Raw genomic sequence first — 25,701 nt, forward strand, 5'->3', positions numbered from 1 at the left:
GTGCCCCTGAAATAAACAGAGAGAATGTCGAAACGACTATGCCTGAACAGATTCGCTATGCCCTGCCCGCTGCGGCAAACGATCAACGCCAGCTGGGACAGCTAACCGGTGCCGCCTGCGCCGTTGAATGTGCGGAAATTGCCGAGCGTCACCCAGGGCTGGTGATGCTGATTACGCCAGATATGCAAACCTCGCTGCGCCTGCAGGACGAAATTCAACAGTTTACCCACCAGCCGGTTTTAAGCCTGGCCGACTGGGAAACCCTGCCGTTCGACAGCTTCTCTCCGCATCAGGATATTATCTCTTCACGCCTGTCGACGCTCTATCGTCTGCCAACGCTGGATCGCGGCGTGCTGATCCTGCCGATTACCACGCTGATTCAGCGATACTGTCCGCACGATTTCCTGCACGGCCATGCGCTGATCATGCATAAAGGGCAGCTGCTGTCACGCGACCGGCTGCGCGAGCAGCTGGAACAGGCGGGCTATCGTCACGTCGATCAGGTGATGGAACATGGCGAATACGCCACGCGCGGCGCGCTGCTCGATCTGTTCCCGATGGGCAGCGAACAGCCCTATCGCATCGACTTTTTCGATAATGAAATCGACAGCCTGCGGCTGTTTGACGTTGACAGCCAGCGCACGCTGGAAGAGGTGGAGGCGATCAACCTGCTGCCCGCCCATGAATTCCCGACCGATAAAGCCGCCATTGAGCTGTTCCGCAGCCAGTGGCGCGAACATTTTGACGTGCGCCGCGAGCCGGAACATGTGTATCAGCAGGTAAGTAAAGGCACCCTGCCCGCCGGGATCGAATACTGGCAGCCGCTGTTTTTTGACCAGCCGCTGGTGCCGCTGTTCAGCTATCTGCCGCGCAATACGCTGGTGGTCAGCACCGGCGATCTGGAGGCGAGCGCGGAGCGTTTCTGGCAGGACATCCTGGCGCGTTTTGAAAACCGCCGCGTGGACCCGATGCGTCCGTTATTACCGCCAGAGTCGCTGTGGCTACGCACCGATGGGCTGTTCGCCGAGTTAAAACAGTGGCCGCGCATCCGCATGAACAGCGAGGCGTTGCCGGATAAAGCGGCGAATACTAACCTGGATTATCAGCCGCTGCCGCCGCTGGCGGTAGAAGCGCAGGCCAAAGCGCCGCTCGATAACCTGCGGCGTTTCCTTGAAACGTTCGACGGCGCGGTTATCTTCTCCGTGGAAAGCGAAGGCCGCCGCGAGGCGTTACAGGAGCTGCTGGCGCGGATCAAGCTGCAGCCGAAAGTGATTCAGCGCCTGAGCGAGGCCGTCGCGCCCGGTCGTTATCTGATCGTTGGCGCCAGCGAACGCGGCTTTATTGATAACCTGCGCCAGCGCGCCCTGATCTGCGAAGGCGATCTGCTGGGCGAGCGCGTGGCGCGTCGCCGCCAGGATACCCGGCGCACCATTAATCCGGACGTGCTGATCCGCAACCTGGCGGAGCTGCATCCCGGCCAGCCGGTGGTGCATCTGGAACATGGAGTCGGTCGCTATAGCGGTATGACCACGCTGGAAGCGGGCGGCATTAAGGCGGAATATCTGATGCTGACCTATGCCAACGACGCCAGGCTTTACGTGCCGGTCTCTTCGCTGCATCTGATTAGCCGTTACGCCGGCGGCGCCGATGAAAATGCGCCGCTGCATAAGCTGGGCAGCGATACCTGGTCGCGGGCGCGTCAGAAGGCGGCGGAGAAAGTGCGCGACGTGGCGGCGGAGCTGCTGGATATTTATGCGCAGCGCGCCGCTAAAGCAGGCTACGCCTTTAAATACGATCGTGAGCAGTATCAGCTGTTCTGCGACAGTTTCCCGTTTGAAACCACGCCGGATCAGGCGCAGGCGATCCATGCCGTACTGAGCGATATGTGTCAGCCGCTGGCGATGGATCGTCTGGTGTGCGGCGACGTGGGCTTTGGTAAAACCGAAGTCGCGATGCGCGCGGCGTTTCTGGCGGTGGAAAATAACAAACAGGTGGCGGTACTGGTGCCAACCACCCTGCTCGCCCAGCAGCACTACGATAATTTCCGCGACCGCTTCGCTAACTGGCCGGTGCGCATCGAAATGCTTTCCCGCTTCCGCAGCGCCAAAGAACAGGCGCAGGTGCTGGAGCAGGCAAGCGCGGGTAAAATCGATATTTTAATCGGCACGCATAAGCTGCTGATGAGCGATCTGAAGTGGCACGATCTGGGGCTGCTGATTGTTGATGAGGAGCACCGTTTCGGCGTGCGCCATAAAGAGCGTATTAAGGCGATGCGGGCCGACGTCGATATTCTGACGCTGACCGCCACGCCTATTCCGCGCACGCTGAATATGGCGATGAGCGGCATGCGCGATCTGTCGATTATCGCCACGCCGCCCGCTCGCCGCCTCGCGGTGAAAACTTTTGTACGGGAATATGACAGCCTGGTAGTGCGCGAGGCGATCCTGCGTGAAGTCCTGCGTGGCGGCCAGGTTTATTACCTGTATAACGATGTGGAAAATATTGAGAAGGCGGCTCAGCGGCTGGCGGATCTGGTGCCGGAGGCACGGATTGCCATTGGTCACGGGCAGATGCGCGAGCGCGATCTGGAGCGGGTGATGAATGATTTCCATCATCAACGTTTCAACGTGCTGGTCTGTACCACTATTATCGAAACCGGTATCGATATTCCCACCGCTAATACCATTATTATTGAACGTGCCGATCACTTTGGTCTGGCGCAGCTGCATCAGCTACGCGGACGCGTAGGCCGCTCGCATCATCAGGCCTATGCGTGGCTGCTGACGCCGCCGCCAAAAGCGATGACCGCCGATGCCCACAAGCGGCTGGAGGCGATTGCCTCGCTGGAGGATCTGGGCGCAGGCTTCGCGCTGGCAACGCACGACCTGGAAATTCGTGGCGCGGGCGAGCTGCTGGGGGAAGATCAGAGCGGCCAGATGGAAAGCATCGGCTTCTCGCTCTATATGGAGCTGCTGGAAAACGCGGTGGATGCGTTGAAAGAAGGCCGTGAGCCTTCGCTGGAGGATCTGACCAGCAATCAAACCGATATTGAGCTGCGGATGCCTGCGCTGCTGCCTGATGATTTTATTCCCGACGTGAATACGCGCCTTTCCTTCTACAAGCGCATCGCCAGCGCCAGCGATCGGCGCGATCTGGACGATCTGAAGGTGGAACTCATCGATCGCTTTGGCAACCTTCCCGATGCGGCGCGCAATCTGCTGGATGTCGCCGCCCTGCGGCTGGACGCCCGGCAGCTGGGAGTACGGCGCATCGAGGCCAGTGAGAAAGGCGGCTTTATCGAGTTTGCCGAGAAAAACTGCGTTGATCCCACCTGGCTGATTGGCCTGCTGCAGAAAGATCCGCAGCAGTGGCGGCTGGAGGGGCCGACACGCCTGAAATTTACCCGTGAATTAGCCGAGCGTAAGCTGCGTATGACATGGATCCGTGAACTGATGGAGCAGATGCAGGAGCACACGCTGGCTGGCTGACGGCCGGGAAAGATAACGGTAAACGGGGCCTGAACGGCCCCGTAACAGACAGCTCACCTGCAGGCCTGTCAATGACAAACGGGGCCTGGATGGCCCCGTTGGCTTATGCCTGATTGCTGTTGCTGTTAAGAATTAGCTGCCCGTTGCGATCCAGAGGAATGCGCGTGCCGGGATCGCTCTCCATGCGGATTTTTCCCTGCTGGTCGCCAATTTTATAGGTGACGTCGTAGCCCAACATCTTATCCTGCTTATCGTAGACGGTTTTGCAGCGCTGTTCGGTAGTGGTATAGGTATCACGATTCTGCAGGCCGCCCTGCACCTGGTTACCGGCATAGCCGCCCGCCAGCGCGCCAGCTACCGTGGCCACATCTTTACCGCGTCCGCCGCCAAACTGATGACCCAGAACCCCACCGGCCACCGCGCCCAGTACCGATCCGGCGATGCGATTCTCATCCTGTACCGCCCGGCGGTGGGTAAGCGTGACGTTCCGGCACTCCTCGCGTGGGTTCTTAATCGTTTCCTTAATGGGCGTGGCGGAAATAACCTGTGCGTATTGGGGAGCCGGATTAAACACGTTCATGCTGGCAACGGCAGCCACGCCCAGAGCAGCAACCACGCCAATACCCATACCCGCTATCATTGATTTATTCACAGGAAAACCTCCTGACTATGTTACCGCGCAATCCTGCTGCTGCCCGTTCCCTGGCAGTAAGCCATACTCGGCGTGCGCGACTCGCCGTGGTAAGTAATAAAAATTGTGCAGACGAGGGGGAAAACCAGCAATCAGATAAAGAGAGGAAAAGCGTCAAAGCAGGATAAACAGAGGCTTTTCAGAGAGTTCTTAGCAGCTGACACAACGCGTCCTTGCCGGTGACGAAGGATGCAGCCCGTGCCGAAGCATGGGCTGCGCTAATGCTGAAAATTAATGCAGTTTCAGGCGCGGGCGGATTACCCGGTTGATGCTGCCCACCAGCATCATCAGGCCGGTTTTAAAATAGCCGTGCAGCGCAATCTGGTGCATACGATAAAGCGAAATATAGACGAAACGCGCGATGCGCCCTTCCACCATCATCGAGCCGCGCATCAGGTTACCCATCAGGCTGCCTACGGTACTGAACCGTGAAAGCGAAACCAGCGAGCCGTGATCTTTATAAACATACGGCTTCAGCGACTGCTGACGCATTTGCGCCAGGATATTTTCCAGCGCCTTCGAGGCCATCTGATGGGCCGATTGCGCACGCGGCGGTACAAACCCGCCGGACGGCAGCGCACAGGAGGCGCAGTCACCGATGGCGTAAATATCCTCATCACGCGTCGTTTGCAGCGTCTCTTTTACCACCAGCTGATTGATACGATTGGTTTCCAGCCCGCCAATATCTTTCATAAAATCTGGCGCTTTGATGCCAGCCGCCCAGACCATCAGATCCGCTTCGATAAAGTCGCCGTTTTTGGTATGCAGGCCATTTTTATCCGCGCTGGTGACCATAGTTTGCGTCAGCACCTGCACGCCCAGTTTGGTCAGCTCCTGATGTGCCGCTGCGGAAATGCGTGCCGGCAGCGCTGGCAGAATGCGCTCGCCCGCTTCGACCAGCGTAACGTTCAATACCTGATTATCCAGCCCTTTATAGCCGTAGCTGTGCAGCTGTTTCACCGCGTTATGCAGTTCGGCGGAAAGCTCAACGCCCGTTGCGCCGCCGCCGACAATCGCAATATTGATTTTTCCCTGACCGCCGGCGTTGGCCGAATGCTTCAGGAACAGGTTAAGCATTTCATTATGGAAACGCTGCGCCTGATGCGGGTTATCAAGGAAGATACAGTGATCTTTCACGCCCGGCGTGCCGAAATCATTGGAGGTACTGCCCAGCGCCATTACCAGCGTGTCGTAAGCCACCGCGCGCGCGGGCACCAGCACTTCACCCTGCGCATCGCGGATTTCCGCCAGCTGCAGCCGCTTATTTTCCCGATCGATACCGGTTAGCGAACCCAGCTGGAACTGAAAAGAGTGATTGCGCGCATGGGCAAGATAGCTGAGCGCGTCAATGCCTGCATCCAGCGATCCGGTTGCCACTTCATGCAGCAGCGGTTTCCATAAATGGCTGTGGTTGCGATCGACCAGCGTTATTTCCGCTTTCTGGCGACGGCCCAGCTTGTGTCCAAGCTGCGTTGCCAGTTCCAGCCCACCGGCTCCCCCGCCAACGATAACTATTTTTTTCAACGGCGTAGTCAACATGACCCCCTTAAAATGTAAACCAAAAGTTAATCAAAGGTTAATAAAAACCTTAATTAACATAGGGTTGCGAAGTTAAATCGCGAGCTGAAATCAGAATAACATGGCGGGGTAAGTTGGTCATACCAAATTTGATGCAGATCAATTTTACTGCAATAAGTCAGATTATTACCCTTAAAAAAGCGGGCGAACGCGACGCGATCCTCCCGCTAAACAGGCTTTAGCCGAGGGTTTTAAACGCTTTAATACGCTGTAGCCAGGGGGAAAGATTGGGGAACTTATGCGGCTGCTCTTCGTCCCAGATAATTTCATACCAGGGTTGCAGCGCGTCTGCCGTGCGCTGGCTATCAAGGATGCCGTCGTTACGCGAAAGCAGCGTCAGGCAGCGGTCGCGATTTTTCTGGCGGAAATTACTGACGCACTTGGTAGCAATATCCAGATACTCTTCCGGCCGATCGATCTTGCCCGCCATGTTTTCCTGCGGCCACAGGTTGGGGTTAACCATCGCCTGACGAATATCACACAAAAAACCAATACGTTCGGCCCAAAAGGCGCCCAGGCCGACGCCGCAAATCAGAGGCCGCTCATCGACATTTAGCATCAGCATTTTGTCGGTCTCTTTCAGCAGATGCTGCATGTCATGCTTCGGATGGCGCGTACTGTAGCTCAGCAGCCGCACGTCAGGATCGATAAACTGCAGCTGCAAAACTTTTTCATGGTTACCCGGACTACTGGAATCGAAACCGTGCAGATAAATAATCATGGCTATCCTCACCGTTGCTTAGCCTGCCGGGCTTCCCGTTAGTTACCCGACGCCTTGTGGGCCAGCCAGCGCGCCTGTAATGCGCTCAGCTGCTGGCTGGCGCGCTGCCAACGCGCAGAATCAAGCAGCTGCTGGCGATTAAACGTTCCCCGATGATACAGGCGGCTAACCTGCTCTGCCTTGATCGGCGGCAGATTATCCAGCACGCTAACCGCGCCGTTACGATCGTTGCAAACCAGAATCATATCGCAGCCTGCTTCCAGCGAGGCGCGGGCTCGCTCCGCATAGCTGCCCATAACCGCCGCCCCTTCCATCGATAAATCGTCAGAAAAAATAATGCCGTTAAAGCCCAGCTCGGCGCGCAGCACCTGCTTCAGCCAGTAGGAAGAGCCGCTGGCCGGACGCGGATCTACCTGAGTATAGATAACGTGCGCCGGCATAATCGCGTCCAGCGCATTTTCGCTAATCAGCTGCTGAAAGATCGCCATATCACGCTGGCGGATAGCGGCGCCATCGCGATCGTCATGCGGCGTCTCTTTATGGGAATCGGCGCTGACCGCACCGTGGCCGGGAAAGTGTTTGCCGGTGGTTTTCATGCCCGCTTCATGCATACCGGCAATAAAGCGACGCGCCACGCGCAGCGCAATGTCTGGGTCCTGATGGAAAGCGCGATCGCCGATCGCGGCGCTGATATGGCCAATATCCAGTACCGGCGCGAAGCTAATATCGATGTCCATTGCCATCATCTCCGCCGCCATCAGCCAGCCCGCCTCCTGCGCCAGCGCATCGGCCTGCTCCGGACCGTTCAGCGCGGCAAAGGACTGCATCGCCGGCAGGCTGGTAAAGCCGTCGCGAAAGCGCTGCACCCGCCCGCCTTCCTGATCGACCGCCACCACCAGCCGCGCATGAGAAGCGGCACGAATCTGACGTACCAGTTCACTCAGCTGAGCGGGATCGTGATAGTTACGCGCGAATAAAATCAGCCCGCCCACCAGCGGGTGCGCCAGAATTTCACGCTCTTCGGCGTCCAGCTCATAGCTTGCCACGTCCAACATTACCGGACCGGGTATCGACATGATGAATCCTCCTGTAAAAACTGGCGCACATCATAGCCGGAATGCAGGGAGCGCGCGCTAAATTTGTCGCCAGGCGGCGCTAGCCAATTGATGCAGCGCCGGGTCGCCGCTCTGCTCCCAGCGCAGCTGATACCAGCTTGCCATCAGCAGATGCAGCCAGGGCTGCCAGCGCCTGACCTGATGCTCCAGCGCGGTAAGATCCAGCCGGTTAGCGTCGGCATAATCAGCCAGTAACGCAGCGCGCTGTGTAGCCTTCAGACCGTTGCCGCTGATGACAGCCGCCAGCTCCAGCGCAATATCGCCGTCGGCGGCGTATTCCCAGTCAATCAGCCGCAAGCCGTCGGGCTGCGCCAGCAGGTTGCCCGGATGAACATCCATATGCAGCAGCCCCAGCCGCAGCGGCGGCGGCTCACCCTGACGCGTCAGCTGGCGTAGCCGCCGCAGCCAGCGCGGATTGCGTTGGCGGCACTGCTGCCAGTAGTGCTGCAACAACGGTAGCAGCCGCAGTCGGTAACCGCTAAGCGGCTGATGATGCAGCCGGGTTAAAAGCGCAAGCAGTTCAGGCTGACGTGATAAAAACTCCGCCTCTGACAGCGTCTCGCCGGGCAGCCATTCCAGCAACAGCCAGCGGTGATTTATCGCCAGCGCATGCGGCGCCAGCCCGCTGGCGGTTAAGCGTCGTAACAGATGCCATTCTCGCCGACGGGAGATAAAGGGGATCGGCTGCTGAGGAATACGCCGCGCCAGCCAGCGTTGCTGGCCGCAGGTAACTTTCCCCGATAGCCCGGTAAGGCCGTTTAGCGGATAAAAATAACCGGCAGACGGTGCTGCCGGTTGCTGGAGATCAATTAACGCCTGCAGGGCGGTATCAATGCTGGACGCTGCCATTTCCTGACCAGATAATTTCTCCGGTTTGCACCAGCATCAGCTGCATCTGCAGTTCAGGCGCTTTCACATCGCCCTGCGCATTGCTGTAAAGCACATACTGCGCGCCAACGTAGCGTGCCAGGCCGATGGCTTTGCTGCGCGAGTTCAGGCTGTCTTCGGGCGACAGCCCCAGCGTTTGCCTGGCCTGCGTCAGCTGCTGCGGCGTAACCAGCGTAAAGGTATTGTTGCTTGCCAGCGCGTTCTGCAGCGCAGCCGTCGCCTTCGCGGTTTGCAGGTTACCGTTGGTACTGTTTTTAATCCGATCTACCAGCAGTACGCTGCCGGGCGTGACGCCCTGCGCCTGCAGCATCTGCGCCACCAGCGGCTGTACGCTGGCATCCCAGTTAATCGTTTTCAGCTTCGGCGGCTGCGGCACCGTTTCGCCCGGCTGCGGATTCGTAATCGGCGGCGGCTGTACGATGACCGGAGGCGTCGAGGGCTGAACGGGTTCCACCGGTGCCGGTGGTTGCTGTTGATTATTAATACAGCCCGCCAGAACGAATGCCAGCAGCATAACGCCGGAGAGTTTTAAACGCCTGAACACGGTATTTCCCCTTACAAATAAAGATAGAGACGAACTTTACTGGCCATCAGATTGCCCATCTGCGAACTGATTTCAACCCGCTGGTTTGCGGGAACCACCAGGGTGCGCGGTGCTTCAAATGGCTGAATTTCCAGACCTTTATCATCATACCAGTAGAATCGATAGTGAATGGTCACCGGCTTGCTTTGCTGGTTTTCCAGCGTGCTTACCGCCCGCTGCTGTCCGGCCTGTTCAGAAAGAGTGGGCTTGCCGGGCAAAATTCCCGCAGAGAGGACGGACGATTCCATAATCAGCGATTGCGACGTGTTAATCACCTGTTTATCACTGCTACAGGCGCTCAGCAGCAGAACCAGTGGCAGGCTGGTTAATAAGGCACGCATGGTGGAGTTCCGCACGTTGATTAAAGGCTTAACATCGGCCCGAGCGGGCAACCACCGAGCAGGTGCATATGGATATGATAAACCTCCTGCCCGCCGTGGCGGTTGCAGTTCATAATCAGCCGGTAACCATCCTCAGCAATGCCTTCTTTTTTAGCGATCTTCGCCGCCACGGTGAACATTCGCCCCATTGCCTGCTCATGTGCCTCGCTGACATCGTTAGCGGTCGGGACCAGAATATTCGGCACAATCAACACGTGAGTAGGCGCTTTAGGCGAAATATCACGAAAAGCAGTTACCAGCTCATCCTGATAAACAATATCAGCTGGAATTTCACGACGAATAATTTTACTGAAAATAGTTTCTTCAGCCATGATGCATATCCTTAGCAGAGGAGTAAGCATGGAGTATGAGCGAGAATTTCGTTTTCTTTCAACCTTCCTGCTGTTTTTCTTTCGTTTCCCCTGCCGTGATGCCACTTTTTTGTACGCCCGTGACTTTCGGACCGATTTTTTGTGTAGCTTTTCGCATCCCCACGCCCTTCCCCTGTCAAAATTAAAACACTGTTTTATAAATTAGAGGCAAGGCGGGTTTTTCTTTGTTTTTTTGCCACTCTGCTCTTTTTGGTAGCAAAAACGCGAAGGTTTGCCCTCTCCCGCCATTCTACCTTCTGGGTAATCCGTCTGAGCTGTCGGAGTTCGTGCGTTTTTACTGGTTATGACGAGGAGATTAACAATGCCAGCGCGTAAAATTGGTTTACGGCACTACCTTGCTTATGGATCGGGCGACTTCCTGGGTGCCGGCACCACAGCCCTGACGGCAGCCTGGCTGCTCTATTTCTATACCACCTTCTGCGGCCTTACGCCGATCGAAGCAACCTTTATCTTTGCTATGGCGCGCGTGTTGGACGCCGTGGTCAGCCCGCTGATGGGCTTTCTTACCGATAACTTTGGTTCCACCTGGCTTGGCAAGCGCTTTGGTCGCCGCAAATTCTTTATTCTGCTCGGTATTCCCTGCGTATTTAGCTATAGCCTGATGTGGGTCGGCGAGATGAGCTATCTCTACTATCTGCTGACCTATCTGCTGTTTGATATTGTCTACACCATGATTCTGGTGCCTTATGAAACGCTGGTGCCGGAGATGACTGACGATTTCAAAAAGAAAACCAAGTTTTCCGGTGCGCGCATCGCGCTGGCGCAGCTTTCCGCTATTCTGGCCGCCTTCCTGCCGGGCGTGCTGATTAATCACTTCGGCAAAGACAACGCTATCTCCTTTTTTTACGCCAGCCTGGTGTTCTCGGTAATTTGCGCCATCGTGCTGACGCTGGTGTGGTTTTTCACCTGGGAACGCGACCCGGAAGATTTCTCTGCGGAGTCACGCCGCGCTGAGGCCGAAAAACAGCAGCTGACGCTGGCGCAAAGCCTGAAGCGTCTGTACGTCGAGCTGGCGTCCACCCTCCGCATCCGTATTTTCCGCCAGCATCTGGGTATGTATCTCGGCGGCTATATTGCGCAGGATGTGTTTAATGCCGTTTTTACCTGGTATGTGGTTTTCGTTCTGATGCAAAGCGCGCAAATCGCTTCTAACCTGATGGGCACCATGGCCATTCTGCAGTTTATCGCGGTGATGGGCATGATCCCGCTCTGTATTCGCCTTGGGCCCGCCCCTTCCTATCGACTGGTGGTTACGCTGTTCGGCCTGAGCGCCCTTTCCTACGCCGGGCTGTGGTATACCGGCATGAACGACAATATGACGCTGCTGGTGCTTATCTCTGCGCTGGCGGGCCTGGGCCGTGGCGGTATCAACTATGTGCCGTGGAATATTTATACCTACATTGCGGATGTTGATGAGGTTATCACCGGTCAGCGTCGCGAAGGGATTTTTGCCGGCATCATGACGCTGACGCGTAAGGCTTCGCAGGCTGGCGCGGTGATGCTGGTGGGGATTGTGCTGCAGCTTTCCGGTTTCGTTTCCGGGCAGGCCAGCCAGAGCGATAACGTTCAGCACACCATCCTGTTGATTCTGAGCGTAGGAACGCTGTGCGTGCTGACGATCGGCTTCTTTATCTCTCTGCGCTTTCGCCTGAATCTGCAGACGCATTCGGTGCTGCGCGAAGAGACCCAAAAAATGCGCTTGGCGGGACGTCCGGTGCCGGAAAACCTGACGCCCGCTGCGCGTGCAACGGTGGAAACTCTGGCCGGTTTACCTTATGAAAACCTGTGGGGCAACAACAATATCGGCTTCCTTAATCGCCATAAATCCCCCGCGCCGACGCTGCGGCCTGCTCAGGCCATGAGTGCGGCGCAGCCACATACTTTAAAATGATAGGATCTGAATGATGACGGTATTTCCTGTAAAACATAGCGCACTGCTGCGCCAGCCTGAATTCCTGGTACCGCGTCCTGAATTGGTGACGCTGATTGAAAAGCTAACCGACAACCTGGTGGCGATCGTCGATGAAAGCGGTGAATTTCTGCTGCGCCTGGACGATGGCCGGGTTATCGATACCAAAGGCTGGGCCGGCTGGGAATGGACGCACGGTATCGGGCTGTATGGCATGTATCACTATTATCAGCAGACGGGCGATGTAAAAACGCTGGCGATTATCGATGACTGGTTCCGCCAGCGGCTGGCGGAAGGCACGCCGACCAAAAATGTGAATACCGTTTGTCCGCTGTTAACCCTTGCTTATCGCTATGAAGAGACGCGCAACCCTGCGCTGTTGCCGGTGCTGGAACGCTGGGCAGAATGGGTAATGTATGAAATGCCGCGTACCGAACAGGGCGGCCTGCAGCATATTGTTTATAACAACGAGAACCACCAGCAGCTGTGGGACGACACGCTAATGATGAGCGTGCTGCCGCTGGCGAAAATCGGCAAGCTGCTTAACCGCCCGGAATACGTTGAGGAAGCGAGCTATCAGTTCTTATTGCACGTGCAATATCTGATGGACCGGGAAACCGGCCTGTGGTTTCACGGCTGGAACTTCGATGGCCGCCACAATTTTGCTAAAGCGCGCTGGGCGCGCGGCAACAGCTGGCTGACCATCGTGATCCCGGAGTTTATAGAGCTGATGGCGTGGCCGGAACAGCACGCCACGCGCCGTTTCCTGCAGCAGGTGCTGGAAAGTCAGGTGGCGGCGCTGCGTCAGTGGCAGCATGAAAGCGGCCTGTGGCATACCCTGCTGGACGATCGTGACAGCTATCTGGAAGCATCCGCCACCGCCGGTTTCGCCTATGGCATATTAAAAGCGGTACGCAAGCGTTATCTGTCGCGTGACTATCTGCCGATGGCGGAACAGGCGGTGAAAGGCGTGATGCAGCATATCAATAGCGATGGCGAACTGACCCAGGTCTCCTTCGGTACCGCGATGGGCAGCGATCTGGATTATTATCGCCAGATACCGCTGACCTCTATGCCCTACGGTCAGGCGATGGCCCTGCTGTGCCTGACCGAATATCTGCGCGTCTATCTTTAAATCCTCCTGATTATCATTAGCGGCCCCGGACGGGGTCGCTGTTAGCGACTTTTTAACCCTTCCCGCTTAACGCTGCCATATTGGCAGGCATACCAGCACGCCCTGTTCTCGTTCTGAAATGGCAGGCGTTACGCTTACCGATAACTTTGTTCATTATTTACACAGCGCCTGCCGGGGAATATTATCAGCCAGTGACCGAGGAAGAATGACACAAGGAATGTATCACCATGTCTGCATTACAGTTTCCCTGCAGGATATTTGAGACGCAAAAATGGATGGATGACTATAGCGCGGAGGATATGCGTTATGGGGATCTCACTGAATCGCAGTTAAAGCACGATTTTCATCTGCTGGATGTATCCACCCGCATTGATCCGTACACGCTGACGGAAATCACCCCGTTCAGGCAACCGCATTCGCGATTTTATGGCTCCCGAGGCGCGGGCGAAAAACATTCCCCTGCCGAGTGCGCCAGTATTCTTTTCGATGAGCTGCGCCACCTGTCGCAAACTTTCGCTATTTATGGACCCTATAAGCATCTTATCGAAGAGATGATTACCCATATGCAGCACGGCGCAGGTGCGCCGTTCAGCAGTCATTATCTGGATAGCGCGCTGAGAATGCATATAGTTAATGATGAGACATATAACAGTACACGCTTGTTATTACGGGCAATGATTAAAGCTAATATAGACTGGAAAAATAATATTTATCCGGCGCAAAAAAGGGATGAGTTAAAAAAAGCAATCCTCGAGGGAAAACTACCTAAATTCGATCGAATTCAGGATAATATTAATGGCATGGGAATTACCGTACATGACACCTGGGCCACGCATATCACTATTGAATCATTGCATATCGACAATGACCATTATCGAGCTATGGTAAAATATAAAATACAGGACCACTTTGGCCTGGATGCTTATGATATTTTAAAAGCCAAATTCAACCTGTTTCGCTTTTTCCGCATCTGGTTTGTACTGCAGCGTTACAATCGCTTTGTTTTTAAGCCTTTTCTAACCAATATGGAAGCTACAGTAGAGATTAGCGGGGTTATGAAATGAGGATAAAGATCAAAAAAATCTACTGGGCGATATTAACCATCGCCGTTACGTCATTGGTTTATTGTCTTTGGCTCTTTCTGCGGCCGGTAAAAATTATTGCGGTTCATAAGGATAAAAATTTTAGTCATGTTCTGGTAAATCATTTTCCTGTTACGGATCAAGGAAAACTCGTTTGGTGGCGTGATAACCGGAAAATGCTTAAAATTCGCTATGGCATCCCTAATCTTGCTTCAGACGGGAATTTTAATGTCACCTTCTGGCTGTTTGGCGAAGGTTATATGGAAGAGGAAAAGTATGACAGATTATGTTTTAACGATATGAACATTAAAAAGAACTGCATCGAGAAAAACAAGGCTTTCTCTGTTAGTAAAGGCCGAAATGGCGGCGTGCATTTTATGGTTTACGACGGCATATACTGGAAAAGTGAAAATGGCGATTGGGTAAAGAAAAAATTTTCGGAGCGATGAACTAACTGCCTGCAGCTTTGTATTTATTTTTCATAGATGGTATAAAAAACACAACAGAGAGTGTAAAAGGCTATTATGAAGGTAAACAATAAACCATTCCGTTGGATACTGTTAATTTTCGCCGCTGCGCTATTATGTTTGTTCCTCTGGCTCTCTCTGAGACCAGTAAAAATTATAGCAGTTCATAACAGAAGTAGTGGTTTTAGCGACGTACTGGTCAACCATTTCCCTTTGACCGTAAACGGGAAAATAGCATGGTGGCAGGAAAACAAGGAAATGTTAAAAAGCCGCTACGGCATACCAGCACCTACATTTGCGAAAGATTACAATATCACATTCTGGCTGTTCGGCGATGGCTACATGGAACGAGAGAAATATGACAGGCTGTGCTTTTCTGATATGAAAACGAAAAAAAATTGCATAGAAAAAAACAAGACCTTTACGGTTGACTACAGTAAAAATACCGGGCTTTTCTTTACAACGCATGCTGGTTATTACCGCATAAAAGATAATGGTGAAATTGTAAAAAAACACTTTAATTGAACCTCATAGCATCTGTTTATTAAATACAAAACCTTTGTATAAAAAATAAACCCCCAGACAGAATCAGCGCATCACTCATAAAAATAAACAGGGGAATATATGGACAGCGTATTTCTTAAAATAGAAGGCTTAACCGGCGAGTCGCAGGATAGCGTTATTAAAATGATACTATATTGTCGGCTGTTAAAATTTTGTGATGGTTGTCGATATTTATTGGGATAAATAAAAAACATTGCGTCAAGAATGGATATTTATTAAATCGTATGAAATATAACAACATGATTATTTTCTTATTTTTATAGCGTTATTTCCAATTCTGTTACTTGACAAATTCCAGGCGTTAATTTAATTATTTTGTTGAATCTGTTGATTCATATTCAATATTTAATCTATCAGGAGTTAATTATGAAGGCGTTAACAATTACAGAATTAATAGTTCCGACAGGTGCAGGAGCTAATACAGGCGATCCGAACGTTGGGCATACGAAAAATCATAGTAAGAACGGTGGCGGGAGCAACAGCAGTAATGGGAATAATTGTCCGCCGTACATGAATCCGATTTTCAAGGACTGCATGAATGGTATTCTTGGCGGGATGATTGGCGCATCAGTTAGTGGGCCAGGCGCAGCCTTAGGTGGAGCGGTGGAGCTATCGGCGGTGGCATCAGCGCATGCATGAATTCAACCGGCTCTGCGAATAATGGCAGCGGGAACAGTTCGGGTGGCGGCAGTATCGGTGGTCAGTGTACGTGGTAATAGAATGAAAAAATTTATTATTCCGATGGCTGTGTTTGTAGGCATATTAGTCGGTAGTACATTTTTGAGCGGTGCGGGTGTCGGATATAATGGCTGGTATTCTTTGCCTGCACCGGCTTCAAATGTGGTAGTGTCAATAGCGACGCTATATGCGTTCGCTAAATTATCCATTTTTATCGTATCTATTTTTACTAAAAAATAAACCGTAAATAAGCCTTTCATAATTTATGAAAATTAACCTCGCTTCTGCGAAGTTTTTTATATCTGTGCCCTGGCGCACGGCATGACTGAGGATTAATAATGACTGAGCCGTTAACGACCGGCAGCGTTACAGCATCAACTGTGACTGGCTGGGAATTAGTTGCATCTGCATTTATCGGATTTATCACGCCTATTGATTATTCGATAGTTTTGGCGCATTTGCTGGCAGCGTCTGTTTTGTTGTCACGGCTGCAAATCTGACGCGTGGGCAAATGCTCGGCTATTTTATTTTTGGCTACGCAGCGGGGTTATTCGGTGCGGGGTTTGCTGCGAATAAAGTGGCGGATTGCTACGGCTGTCGTTAGTTAAAAAATAGCTGGGAGGTGGAGATGCTGAATTATATTCTCTGCATTATCGACGCAGCTATTTGCATCGCTATAGCGCTGCGGATTATTTTTTTCTGCAAACGTGGGAGTCAGTATAAACGTTGCATCTCATGGCTGGCGGCAACGATGGCGGTATTCTACGGCAATTTTCCATTGCTGTGGTTTTACAATCACTATGTGTTGCGGGAATGGCCCGTCATGATTACAAACATCATTACCTGCGTGCTGATATACCGCACGCGCGGGAACGTTGCGCATTTGCTGCGGAGGGCTGACTGATAGCCGGATTATTGAGATTCTGAAATTTGAAGAGGGATTTAGAGAACATCCGTATTACTGCAGCGAGGGTTATCCGACCGTTGGTTGTGGAATACGTATTAGCCCGCGACACGTACCGCTGAGTAATTACACATTTACTACACATTTACTGGGTCGTAGTCATTAAAAGCTTTCTCGTGCTGGGCAGTACCGGGCGTGGTTTGTATATTCCTGGATCGCTTAAGGTGAAGTTTCAGTACCGGGAACAGGCCGCCTCCGGGATTAAAGGCGCGGAAAGCCGCATGGGCTGGGATATTAAAAACTCCTCATCCTGTTTCTGATGGCGAGGTGTGGCCTTTAGCAACAACACATTGATAGACAGCGACAGCATTCTGATATGCCGCGTCAGTTCGTAGACTTGTCGCGGCGGTATCTTGATATACAACGACAGCGTATTGGTATGCAGCGGCTTTAACCTGACAGGCAGCGACAAAGCCCGCAGCTATCAATGTAAAAAAGGCGAGCCGAAGCTCGCCTTTGCTGTGTGCATCAGTGATTAGCTGTTGCGAATATAGTCATCCATTTCGGTTTTCAGGTTATCGGACTTGGTGCCGAAGATAGCCTGTACGCCGGAACCTGCCACTACCACACCGGCAGCGCCCAGTTTTTTCAGGCCAGCCTGATCCACTTTGGATACGTCGGCCACGCTAACGCGCAGACGGGTAATACAGGCATCAAGGTTAGTGATGTTCTCTTTACCACCAAACGCGGTTACCAGGTTTGCCGCCATTTCGTTTGCTGTACCGGTTGACTGCTCAGTGGTGGTTTCTTCACGGCCCGGCGTTTTCAGGTCCAGCTTCGCGATCAGCACGCGGAAGATGGTGTAGTAAATCAGACCGTAGATGATACCGATAATCGGGAACAGCCAGATTTTGCTGCTGTTGCCGCTCAGCACGATAAAGTCGATCAGACCGTGTGAGAAACTGGTGCCGTCACGCATGCCAAGCAGGATACAGATCGGGAAGGCCAGACCTGCCAGGATGGCGTGAATTCCGTACAGAATCGGCGCAACGAACATGAAAGAGAACTCGATCGGCTCGGTGATGCCGGTCAGGAACGAGGTCAGTGCGGCGGAGATCATGATACCGCCCACTTTCGCACGGTTCTCTGGTTTCGCAGAGTGCCAGATAGCGATAGCGGCTGCCGGCAGACCATACATTTTGAACAGGAAGCCGCCGGAAAGTTTGCCCGCGGTCGGGTCACCTGCCATATAGCGTGGAATATCGCCGTGGAATACCTGCCCTGCTGCGTTAGTGAACTCACCAATCTGCATCTGGAAAGGAACGTTCCAGATATGATGCAGGCCGAACGGCACCAGCGAACGTTCAATCACGCCGTAGAGACCAAAGGCCACAACCGGGTTCTGATAGGCCGCCCACTGGGAGAAGTCCTGGATCGCGCTGCCAATCGGCGGCCAGATAAAGGAAAGGATAACGCCCAGAATAATCGCCGCCATACCTGAAATAATCGGTACGAAACGTTTACCGGCAAAGAAGCCCAGATATTCAGGCAGCTTGATGCGGTAGAAGCGGTTAAACATATAGGCGGCGATGGAACCGGCAATAATGCCGCCCAGCACGCCGGTATCCGCCAGGTGTTTAGCAGTAATCTCTTCCGCCGGTAAATGCAGCACCAGCGGTGCGACGACCGCCATGGTTTTCACCATGATGCCGTAAGCGACAACGGCTGCCAGCGCCGAAACGCCGTCGTTATTGGTAAAGCCTAACGCCACGCCGATGGCGAAGATTAACGGCATATTGGCGAACACCGATCCGCCCGCTTCCGCCATTACATGTGAAACAACGGCAGGCAGCCAGGAAAAGTTTGCCGAGCCGACACCCAATAAAATACCGGCAATCGGCAGGACCGACACCGGTAGCATGAGCGATTTACCGACCTTTTGCAGGTTTGCAAATGCGTTCTTAAACATATTGTGGAACTCCTGAGTATGAGTGCTTTTAATCGCGTGGTACGCGTGGCAAAAGAGGGAGGATCTTCTGCCTTTGGAGCTTGTTAAGGCCCTCTGGATTTATTACGAAGAGTAAAATAAATCGGTTCTGTTTTGTTTGATACCTGTCACGTTTCGCCCATCAGTCGGCTAAGCTTTAGGTCATTTTTTATTGCTTTGCCATCTTTTGCGCAGAAAAAACCGTAAGCGCAGCGTTTTTGGCGCTGCACTTTACAATCTTAAAGGATTAATTACGAGCTCTAAAAAAACTCACACCGGCGTATCGGTCAGCCGTGACAGCGGGACGTGGAAAAGATTAGAAAAGTTTTGCGTGGTGGCCTGCGCCAGGGTTTCCAGATCCACCCCCTTCAGCACTGCCATATACTCCGCCACATCGCGGGTAAACGCAGGCTGGTTCTCTTTTCCGCGATGCGGCACTGGCGCAAGGTAAGGTGAATCCGTTTCCACCAGCATACGATCCAGCGGAACATAGCGCGCTGCGTCGCGTAACGCTTCAGCATTGCGGAAAGTTACGATGCCGGAAAAGGAGATATAAAAACCCATATCCAGCAGTTTAGCTGCGGTTTCACGATCTTCAGTAAAGCAGTGCAGCACACCGCGACACTCTTCCGCCCGTTCTTCTTGCAGAATCGCCAGCGTATCTTCACGCGCATCGCGCGTATGAACAATAACCGGCTTGTTCAGTTTACGACCCACGCGGATATGTTCGCGGAAAGAAGCCTGCTGACGCGCCCTGGTTTCCTGCTGATAGTAGTAATCCAGCCCGGTTTCACCCAGCGCAATAACGCGAGGATCGGCGGCCAGCTGCGCCAGCTCAGCGAAATCCCACTCTTCTTCCTGATTCAGAGGATGTACGCCGCAGGACCAGGCAACGTTAGGCCGGTCGCCCAGCAGCTGCGCCATAGCTTTGAACCCCGGCAGCGTGGTAGCAACCGCCAGCATAAATTTGACGTCGCGCGCGGCGGCTTTGGCCAGCACATCGTCCACGTCTTTATGCAGCGTCTCATAATTCAGACCATCAAGATGGCAGTGGGAATCAACTAAAAACATAACAACTCTCTTTGTTAATCAGCCAGCGATGTCGCCGCTGGTCTGAGCAAGGTTTCCCAGTTTAATAACTGTTCGGTTAGCAACAGCTCACGGTTGACCGCAACGATATGCATTAAACGCTCCCGGCACAGCAGCCATTGCCGCAGGCTTTTATCCAGCGCGGCAGCCGGTAAACGCTGCGCCAGCTGGGTAATCAGCGCGGGTTGATCAATGTTGGCAATAAACCGATCTCCGCTGTGCTGCCATTTCAGCGCGTCCGTCAGCAGCGAGGCCAGCCAGCCGATCCTTTCGGCGACGTTATCATGATTAAGCTGCGGCAACAGCGTAAGCACATCGCCCGCCAACGCGCTGGCCAGCGTAGCGCATAACGCCTGACGCTGTTCCCAGTTCTGCTTATCAAGCAACGCCAGCGCGGCGGCAGGTGCGCCGCTGCTCAGGCGCAGCGCGGTTAACATCGCTTCATGAGAACCCGCATTCTGCTTTTGTAACCAGCCAAGGCTTTGCGCCTCGTCGGGCGGCGTCAGATGCAACCGCAGGCAACGGCTGCGCAGCGTGGGCAACAGTCTTGACGGCTCTGCGCTGCTCAGAAAAAACCAACTGTTCTGCGGTGGCTCTTCCAGCGTTTTTAACAGGGCGTTAGCCGCCGCTTCCGTCAGCTGCCCCGCATCGGGCAGCCACACCACTTTCGCGCCGCCCTGCTGGGCATGGTGAAATAGCGTCTCGTTAACGTCGCGCACCGCATCAATCCCCAGCGCGCTTTTACCCTTTTCCGCCGCCAGCCGATGCCAGTCAGGATGCGTACCCGCCATCATCAATTGACAGCCGTGGCAGTGACCGCAGCTTTTTTGCCCGTCGCGCCGCTGGCACAACAGCCAGCGACTTACCGCCCAGATTAACGCGGCGTCGCCCATGCCCGGCAATGCCTGTACCAGCACGGCATGATGCGCCCGACCAGCCTGTTGCTGAGCAATAAGCTGGCGGTAGACAGGATTAAGCCACGGATACCAGTTCATTATTTTTGCTCCACCAGCCAGGCTTGCAGCACCTTTTTTAGTGACGTTGTCACTTGCTCCAGCGGCTGGCTGGCATCAATGGTTTTAATTGACGCATCGCTGGCCGCCAGCTCCTGATAACGCTGGCGGGTACGCGTGAAGAAGTTCAGCGACTCTTGTTCGATGCGATCCAGCTCGCCGCGTGCACGTGCGCGTTGTAGGCCAATTTCCGGCGTAACATCAAGGTAAAGCGTCAGGTGGGGGCGAAACTCGCCCAGCACGGCGTCGCGTAGCGTCTGCATTAACTGCTGATCAATGCCGCGTCCGCCGCCCTGATAAGCCTGCGAAGAGAGATCGTGGCGATCGCCCACTACCCACGCGCCACGCGCCAGCGCCGGTTTGATTACCGTTTCGACCAGCTGTACACGGGCGGCGTACAGCATCAGCAGTTCGGCTTTATCCGTTATCTTTTCGCCTTCTAGCCCCTGCTTGATAAGATCGCGCAGCTTCTCTGCCAGCGGCGTACCGCCCGGCTCGCGGGTAAAGACAATATCGGTAATACCCTGTTCGCGTAGCTGCCCGACAATGCAGTCGCGTGCGGTGGTTTTGCCTGCGCCTTCCAGCCCTTCAATCACAATAAACTTAGCGTTCATTTTTTTCCTTCATGGTCATACGCCAGGCCTGCACGGCCCGGTTATGGCTGGCCAGGTTGGTAGTAAAGGTATGTCCGCCCTTACCGTCGGCGACAAAATAGAGATAATTACTTTTTACCGGATGAGCAGCGGCCTCAAGTGAGGCTTTTCCCGGCAACGCAATCGGCCCCGGCGGCAGCCCATTGATGGTATAGGTGTTATAAGCCGTCGGCGCTTCCAGATCTTTACGCGTCAGCGTGCCGTTATAGCTATCGCCCATCCCGTAAATTACCGTCGGATCGGTTTGCAGACGCATCCCAACCCGCAGGCGGTTAATAAACACCGAGGCGACTTTGGTGCGTTCGTCACTGACCGCCGTCTCTTTTTCAATAATAGAAGCCATGGTTACTAAATCATTGGGCGTTTTATAGGGTAAATCAGGCATACGGTTTTGCCAGGTTTTTGCCACTTCCGCCTTCATGCGCTGATGCGCGCGCCGCAGCAGTGCCACGTCGCTGGTATTGGCGGTATACAGCCAGGTATCCGGCCAGAGCCAGCCCTCAAGATTCTCTCCCTCTTTCAGCTTCAGCGCCGCCGCGACCGTTTCTGGCCGATCGTCTTTCAACGTATGCCTGATCCAGGGCGAGCTACGTAGCGCCTGAAGCACATCCTGTAGCCGTGTGCCTTCGGTAAAGCGTACCGGGAACTGTGCCTCTTTGCCGCTGGCCAGCAGCGCCAGCAGTTGGCGCACGCTCATGCCAGCCTCCAGACGATAGGTTCCCGCCTTGAATTTTGCCAGCTCCGGCTCCAGCCTCAGCAGCGCGCCAAACCACGGCGTCGGCTTAATAATATGCTGGCTTTCCAGCTGAGCTGCCAGCGCAAGGCGGCCCGTACCGGCCGGCAGGGTGAAAATCTTTTCCTGGTTAATGGTTAACGGCGAAGCGGCAAACTGACGCACCTGCCAGTAACACACGGCGACAGCGGCGGCTAACAGCAGCGCCACGGCAGCCAAAATTTTTATTTTTCGGGTCATGATTAATCCATTATTAACAATCTGGCAGCAGCAGCTGATATAGCGTACGGGATTGATAATGCCAGCTGTCAATCTGCCGTACCGGCAGCAACGGCATCAACGCATTAGAGATAAACACCTCATCCGCATCCGCCAGCGTTTGCGGCTGTGCCCGCACCGGCTGGCAGACGTAGCCGTGCCGCCGCGCCAGCGCGATGATCCGCCTGCGCATAATCCCATCGACGCCTGCGCCGCTAATTATGGGCGTGAACAGCTGATTTTCTTTGCGCCAGAATAAATTAGCCGCACAGCATTCCACCAGCTTACCCTCAGTGTCAAGCACCAGCGCCTCATCGGCCCCGCTCTGCTCAAGCTGTGTGCGGATCAGCACCTGTTCCAGCCGGTTAAGGTGTTTGATCCCGGCAAGCTGGGGATTAATGCCAAGGCGCACCGGGCTGGTCGTCAGGCGAACGCCGCTTTCACGCAGCGCAGCATAGTGCCCCGGCGCGGCAAAAAGCATAATAATGCGTACCGGTTGTTGGCATCCGGCTCCGCTGTAGCCTCGCCCGCCTGAACCGCGCGACAGTATTACTTTCAGCACGCCTTCAGCTTGCTGCCAGCTTGCTGCCGCGCTCAGCATTTCCTGTTTTAATAAATGCCAGTCAACGCCGTAGATCATAAGCACGGAAGCGGCTTCCTCCAGACGCTGAAGGTGCGCCTCCAGCCAGGCTATTTTGCCCTGCAGCAGGCGCGCCGTGGTAAAACAACCATCGCCGTAGTGTAAAGCGCGATCGCTAACCGCTATCTGCTGTTGACGCTCTCCGTTAATCCAAATCATTTGCACGCTCGTTTTCTGACGATATTGGCTTAAGCTTACCGATCTGACGTTCAGGTTACACTGCTGAGCCGTTCGGAATAGTCCAGATGTAAAAAAGGCCCGCAAAGCGGGCCTTAAATAGCGATGATGCCGTTAAACTCGACGGAAAATCAGCGAGCCGTTGGTGCCACCGAAACCGAAGGAGTTACACAGGGCGTATTCCAGACCTTTAACCTGACGCGCGGTATGAGGTACGAAGTCGAGATCGCAGCCTTCATCCGGATTATCAAGGTTAATGGTCGGCGGGATGGCCTGATCGCGTAGCGCAAGAATCGAATAAATAGATTCTACCGCACCTGCCGCTCCCAGCAGGTGACCCGTCATCGACTTCGTCGAGCTAACCATCACGCTGGACGCCGCTGCGCCAAATACCGATTTAACCGCCTGCGCTTCAGCCTTATCACCAGCCGGCGTTGAGGTGCCGTGAGCGTTAACGTAACCCACCTGCTCCGGCGTCAGCTGCGCGTCTTTCAGCGCATTGGTCATGGCCAGCGCCGCACCCGCGCCATTTTCCGGCGGAGAAGTCATATGGTAAGCATCGCTGCTCATACCAAAGCCAACCAGCTCGGCGTAGATTTTCGCGCCGCGCTTTTTAGCATGTTCATACTCTTCCAGCATGATGATGCCTGCGCCATCGCCCAGCACAAAGCCATCGCGCTCTTTATCCCACGGACGGCTGGCCGCCTGCGGGTTATCGTTACGCGTGGAGAGCGCGCGCGCCGCGCCAAAGCCGCCTACGCCCAGTGGCGTACTGGCTTTTTCTGCACCGCCAGCCAGCATTGCATCCGCATCGCCATAGGCGATCATCCGGGCCGCGTGGCCGATATTGTGCACGCCTGTAGTACAGGCCGTCGCAACGGAAATGCTTGGACCACGCAGGCCATACATAATGGTCAGGTGACCCGCCACCATATTAACAATGGTAGAAGGCACAAAGAACGGGCTGATTTTACGCGGGCCGCCTTTTTCCAGCGACGCGTAATTTTCTTCAATCAGCCCCAACCCGCCAATGCCTGAACCGATAGCCGCGCCGACACGGCTCGCGTTCTCTTCGGTAATAACCAGGCCGGAATCCTGCATGGCCTGTACGCCAGCGACAACTCCATATTGAATGAAGGCATCCATCTTGCGCTGTTCTTTGCGCGAGATGATCTCTTCACAGTTAAAATCCTTTACTAAGCCAGCAAAACGCGTTGCGTAGGCACTAGTATCGAAATGGTCGATCAGGCTGATGCCACTCTGCCCGGCAAGGAGAGCATTCCAGGTTGACTCTACGGTATTGCCGACAGGAGACAACATGCCAAGACCGGTCACAACTACACGACGCTTAGACACGTTCGTCCTCCAGGGAGGGAAAGATTGACACTATGTGGGACGGATAAAAACTCAGGCGGTCGAGCGACCGCCTGATGATAGTTCATTAGGCCTGATGGCTATTGATGTAATCAATGGCAGCCTGAACGGTAGTGATCTTCTCAGCTTCTTCGTCCGGAATCTCAGTATCAAACTCTTCTTCCAGAGCCATTACCAGCTCAACGGTATCAAGAGAATCAGCGCCAAGATCTTCAACGAAAGATTTTTCGTTGGTGACTTCTTCCTGCTTAACGCCAAGCTGCTCGGAGATGATTTTCTTAACGCGTTCTTCGATAGTGCTCATACTATTAAATTTCCTATCAAAACTCGCTTTCGCGATGGTTTTCGTAGTGTATAAAAAGTTGGAAAAGATGCAACTCAATCCCGGCTGGTCCAACCACGATTTCACGCTATTTTGCGGCTATTACCGCAATTAACGCAAATAATTTTCGTAATTATCAGACCATGTACATTCCGCCATTGACATGCAGCGTCTCACCGGTGATGTACGCTGCCTCGTCAGAGGCTAAAAATGCAACGGCATTGGCGATTTCCTGCGCGTCGCCAAGACGACCTGCAGGGACTTCGGCCAGGATGCCAGCGCGCTGATCGTCGCTCAACGCACGCGTCATGTCGGTTTCAATGAAACCAGGAGCCACGACGTTAACGGTAATACCACGTGACGCAACTTCGCGCGCCAGTGACTTGCTGAAGCCGATCAAACCCGCTTTTGCTGCCGCGTAGTTTGCCTGGCCCGCATTACCCATGGTACCAACAACGGAACCGATGGTAATGATACGGCCCACACGTTTTTTCATCATGGCACGCATAACCGCTTTAGATAAGCGGAAAACGGAGGTCAGATTGGTGTCCAGAATCGACTGCCACTCTTCGTCCTTCATGCGCATCAGGAGATTATCACGCGTAATGCCAGCATTATTGACTAAAATATCCACCTCGCCAAATTCGGCACGGATATTTTCCAGTACGCTTTCAATTGACGCCGGATCGGTAACGTTCAGCAGCAAACCTTTACCGCTGTCTCCCAGGTAGGCGCTAATCGCGTCCGCACCGCTCTGGCTGGTTGCCGTGCCAATCACTTTCGCACCGCGTGCCGCCAGCGTTTCCGCAATAGCGCGACCGATACCGCGGCTGGCGCCGGTTACCAGGGCAATTTTTCCTTCGAAGCTCATTTTTATCCT

Annotated in this window: 28 protein-coding genes; 11 read left to right on the forward strand and 17 right to left on the reverse strand. The window is 54.0% G+C overall.

What is annotated here, in order from left to right:
- Nucleotides 1-38 precede the first annotated feature (38 nt).
- A complete protein-coding gene (mfd, locus tag COO59_RS00620; RefSeq protein ID WP_103057909.1) occupies nt 39-3,488 on the forward strand; it encodes a transcription-repair coupling factor in 3,450 nt (1,149 codons plus the stop codon).
- A gap of 103 nt (nt 3,489-3,591) precedes the next feature.
- On the opposite strand, the gene COO59_RS00625 is transcribed toward mfd, so the two are convergent.
- The 8 genes from COO59_RS00625 to hinT form a co-directional block, all read right to left on the reverse strand.
- Nucleotides 3,592-4,140: a glycine zipper 2TM domain-containing protein gene (locus COO59_RS00625; protein WP_103057910.1), complete on the reverse strand. Its 549-nt coding sequence runs from the start codon at nt 4,138-4,140 to the stop codon at nt 3,592-3,594.
- A 270-nt stretch (nt 4,141-4,410) separates the two neighbouring features.
- Nucleotides 4,411-5,715: an NAD(P)/FAD-dependent oxidoreductase gene (locus COO59_RS00630; protein WP_103058249.1), complete on the reverse strand. Its 1,305-nt coding sequence runs from the start codon at nt 5,713-5,715 to the stop codon at nt 4,411-4,413.
- A gap of 220 nt (nt 5,716-5,935) precedes the next feature.
- On the reverse strand, nt 5,936-6,478 hold the full coding sequence (gene ycfP, locus COO59_RS00635) for an alpha/beta hydrolase YcfP (protein WP_103057911.1): 543 nt from the start codon (nt 6,476-6,478) through the stop codon (nt 5,936-5,938).
- A 38-nt stretch (nt 6,479-6,516) separates the two neighbouring features.
- The gene (gene nagZ / locus COO59_RS00640; protein ID WP_103057912.1) at nt 6,517-7,554 is read right to left on the reverse strand and encodes a beta-N-acetylhexosaminidase; all 1,038 of its coding nucleotides are present in this window, start codon (nt 7,552-7,554) and stop codon (nt 6,517-6,519) included.
- A 57-nt stretch (nt 7,555-7,611) separates the two neighbouring features.
- Complete coding sequence (gene thiK, locus COO59_RS00645) at nt 7,612-8,442, reverse strand: thiamine kinase (RefSeq protein ID WP_103057913.1); 831 nt, start codon at nt 8,440-8,442, stop codon at nt 7,612-7,614.
- Nucleotides 8,423-8,995 (reverse strand): penicillin-binding protein activator LpoB, encoded by a 573-nt coding sequence (lpoB, locus tag COO59_RS00650; RefSeq protein ID WP_240614068.1) that lies wholly within the window; start codon nt 8,993-8,995, stop codon nt 8,423-8,425. The genes thiK and lpoB overlap by 20 nt, the downstream gene beginning before the upstream one ends.
- 41 nt (nt 8,996-9,036) lie before the next feature.
- Nucleotides 9,037-9,405 (reverse strand): YcfL family putative periplasmic lipoprotein, encoded by a 369-nt coding sequence (locus COO59_RS00655; protein WP_103057915.1) that lies wholly within the window; start codon nt 9,403-9,405, stop codon nt 9,037-9,039.
- 20 nt (nt 9,406-9,425) lie between these two features.
- Nucleotides 9,426-9,776 (reverse strand): purine nucleoside phosphoramidase, encoded by a 351-nt coding sequence (hinT, locus tag COO59_RS00660; protein WP_103057916.1) that lies wholly within the window; start codon nt 9,774-9,776, stop codon nt 9,426-9,428.
- A 361-nt stretch (nt 9,777-10,137) separates the two neighbouring features.
- Between hinT and COO59_RS00665 the strand changes: the two genes are divergently transcribed.
- The 10 genes from COO59_RS00665 to COO59_RS00705 all read left to right on the forward strand — a co-directional run bounded on the left by COO59_RS00665 (nt 10,138) and on the right by COO59_RS00705 (nt 16,575).
- A complete protein-coding gene (locus COO59_RS00665) occupies nt 10,138-11,727 on the forward strand; it encodes an MFS transporter (protein ID WP_103057917.1) in 1,590 nt (529 codons plus the stop codon).
- Nucleotides 11,728-11,740: 13 nt separating this feature from the next.
- The gene (gene bglB, locus COO59_RS00670) at nt 11,741-12,880 is read left to right on the forward strand and encodes a beta-galactosidase BglB (protein WP_103058250.1); all 1,140 of its coding nucleotides are present in this window, start codon (nt 11,741-11,743) and stop codon (nt 12,878-12,880) included.
- A 227-nt stretch (nt 12,881-13,107) separates the two neighbouring features.
- Nucleotides 13,108-13,944: a YPO3983 family protein gene (locus COO59_RS00675; protein ID WP_103057918.1), complete on the forward strand. Its 837-nt coding sequence runs from the start codon at nt 13,108-13,110 to the stop codon at nt 13,942-13,944.
- Nucleotides 13,941-14,411, forward strand: a complete 471-nt coding sequence (locus COO59_RS00680) for a DUF943 family protein (protein WP_103057919.1) — start codon at nt 13,941-13,943, stop codon at nt 14,409-14,411. Before COO59_RS00675 ends, COO59_RS00680 begins: the two co-directional genes overlap by 4 nt.
- A gap of 75 nt (nt 14,412-14,486) precedes the next feature.
- Entirely contained in the window at nt 14,487-14,954 is a 468-nt protein-coding gene (locus tag COO59_RS00685; RefSeq protein WP_103057920.1) for a DUF943 family protein, read from the forward strand.
- A 405-nt stretch (nt 14,955-15,359) separates the two neighbouring features.
- On the forward strand, nt 15,360-15,632 hold the full coding sequence (locus COO59_RS00690; protein ID WP_103057921.1) for a hypothetical protein: 273 nt from the start codon (nt 15,360-15,362) through the stop codon (nt 15,630-15,632).
- Between the two features lie 21 nt (nt 15,633-15,653).
- Nucleotides 15,654-15,911 carry a hypothetical protein gene (locus tag COO59_RS20755; protein WP_165786468.1) on the forward strand — a complete coding sequence of 86 codons (258 nt, stop codon included), beginning with the start codon at nt 15,654-15,656 and terminating at the stop codon, nt 15,909-15,911.
- A 98-nt stretch (nt 15,912-16,009) separates the two neighbouring features.
- Entirely contained in the window at nt 16,010-16,171 is a 162-nt protein-coding gene (locus COO59_RS21110) for a hypothetical protein (RefSeq protein ID WP_240614061.1), read from the forward strand.
- Complete coding sequence (locus COO59_RS21115; protein WP_240614069.1) at nt 16,168-16,275, forward strand: hypothetical protein; 108 nt, start codon at nt 16,168-16,170, stop codon at nt 16,273-16,275. Before COO59_RS21110 ends, COO59_RS21115 begins: the two co-directional genes overlap by 4 nt.
- 24 nt (nt 16,276-16,299) lie before the next feature.
- Nucleotides 16,300-16,575: a phage holin family protein gene (locus COO59_RS00705; protein WP_103057923.1), complete on the forward strand. Its 276-nt coding sequence runs from the start codon at nt 16,300-16,302 to the stop codon at nt 16,573-16,575.
- A 535-nt stretch (nt 16,576-17,110) separates the two neighbouring features.
- Here COO59_RS00705 and ptsG read toward each other — a convergent pair.
- The 9 genes from ptsG to fabG all read right to left on the reverse strand — a co-directional run bounded on the left by ptsG (nt 17,111) and on the right by fabG (nt 25,692).
- Complete coding sequence (gene ptsG / locus COO59_RS00710; RefSeq protein WP_103057924.1) at nt 17,111-18,544, reverse strand: PTS glucose transporter subunit IIBC; 1,434 nt, start codon at nt 18,542-18,544, stop codon at nt 17,111-17,113.
- Nucleotides 18,545-18,832: 288 nt separating this feature from the next.
- Complete coding sequence (locus tag COO59_RS00715) at nt 18,833-19,633, reverse strand: metal-dependent hydrolase (RefSeq protein ID WP_103057925.1); 801 nt, start codon at nt 19,631-19,633, stop codon at nt 18,833-18,835.
- A 14-nt stretch (nt 19,634-19,647) separates the two neighbouring features.
- Nucleotides 19,648-20,646 (reverse strand): DNA polymerase III subunit delta', encoded by a 999-nt coding sequence (gene holB, locus COO59_RS00720; RefSeq protein WP_103057926.1) that lies wholly within the window; start codon nt 20,644-20,646, stop codon nt 19,648-19,650.
- Nucleotides 20,646-21,278: a dTMP kinase gene (gene tmk / locus COO59_RS00725; protein WP_103057927.1), complete on the reverse strand. Its 633-nt coding sequence runs from the start codon at nt 21,276-21,278 to the stop codon at nt 20,646-20,648. The genes holB and tmk overlap by 1 nt, the downstream gene beginning before the upstream one ends.
- Nucleotides 21,268-22,290, reverse strand: coding sequence for an endolytic transglycosylase MltG (gene mltG, locus COO59_RS00730; protein WP_103057928.1), 1,023 nt, complete (start codon nt 22,288-22,290; stop codon nt 21,268-21,270). Before mltG ends, tmk begins: the two co-directional genes overlap by 11 nt.
- 13 nt (nt 22,291-22,303) lie before the next feature.
- Complete coding sequence (gene pabC, locus COO59_RS00735; RefSeq protein ID WP_103057929.1) at nt 22,304-23,107, reverse strand: aminodeoxychorismate lyase; 804 nt, start codon at nt 23,105-23,107, stop codon at nt 22,304-22,306.
- Between the two features lie 132 nt (nt 23,108-23,239).
- Entirely contained in the window at nt 23,240-24,481 is a 1,242-nt protein-coding gene (fabF, locus tag COO59_RS00740; RefSeq protein WP_103057930.1) for a beta-ketoacyl-ACP synthase II, read from the reverse strand.
- An 85-nt stretch (nt 24,482-24,566) separates the two neighbouring features.
- A complete protein-coding gene (acpP, locus tag COO59_RS00745) occupies nt 24,567-24,803 on the reverse strand; it encodes an acyl carrier protein (RefSeq protein WP_085072106.1) in 237 nt (78 codons plus the stop codon).
- 154 nt (nt 24,804-24,957) lie between these two features.
- Nucleotides 24,958-25,692, reverse strand: a complete 735-nt coding sequence (gene fabG / locus COO59_RS00750) for a 3-oxoacyl-ACP reductase FabG (RefSeq protein WP_103057931.1) — start codon at nt 25,690-25,692, stop codon at nt 24,958-24,960.
- Nucleotides 25,693-25,701: the final 9 nt, after the last annotated feature.

Origin of the sequence: Mixta theicola (assembly GCF_002895925.1) — a bacterium.
Lineage (GTDB): Bacteria > Pseudomonadota > Gammaproteobacteria > Enterobacterales > Enterobacteriaceae > Mixta > Mixta theicola.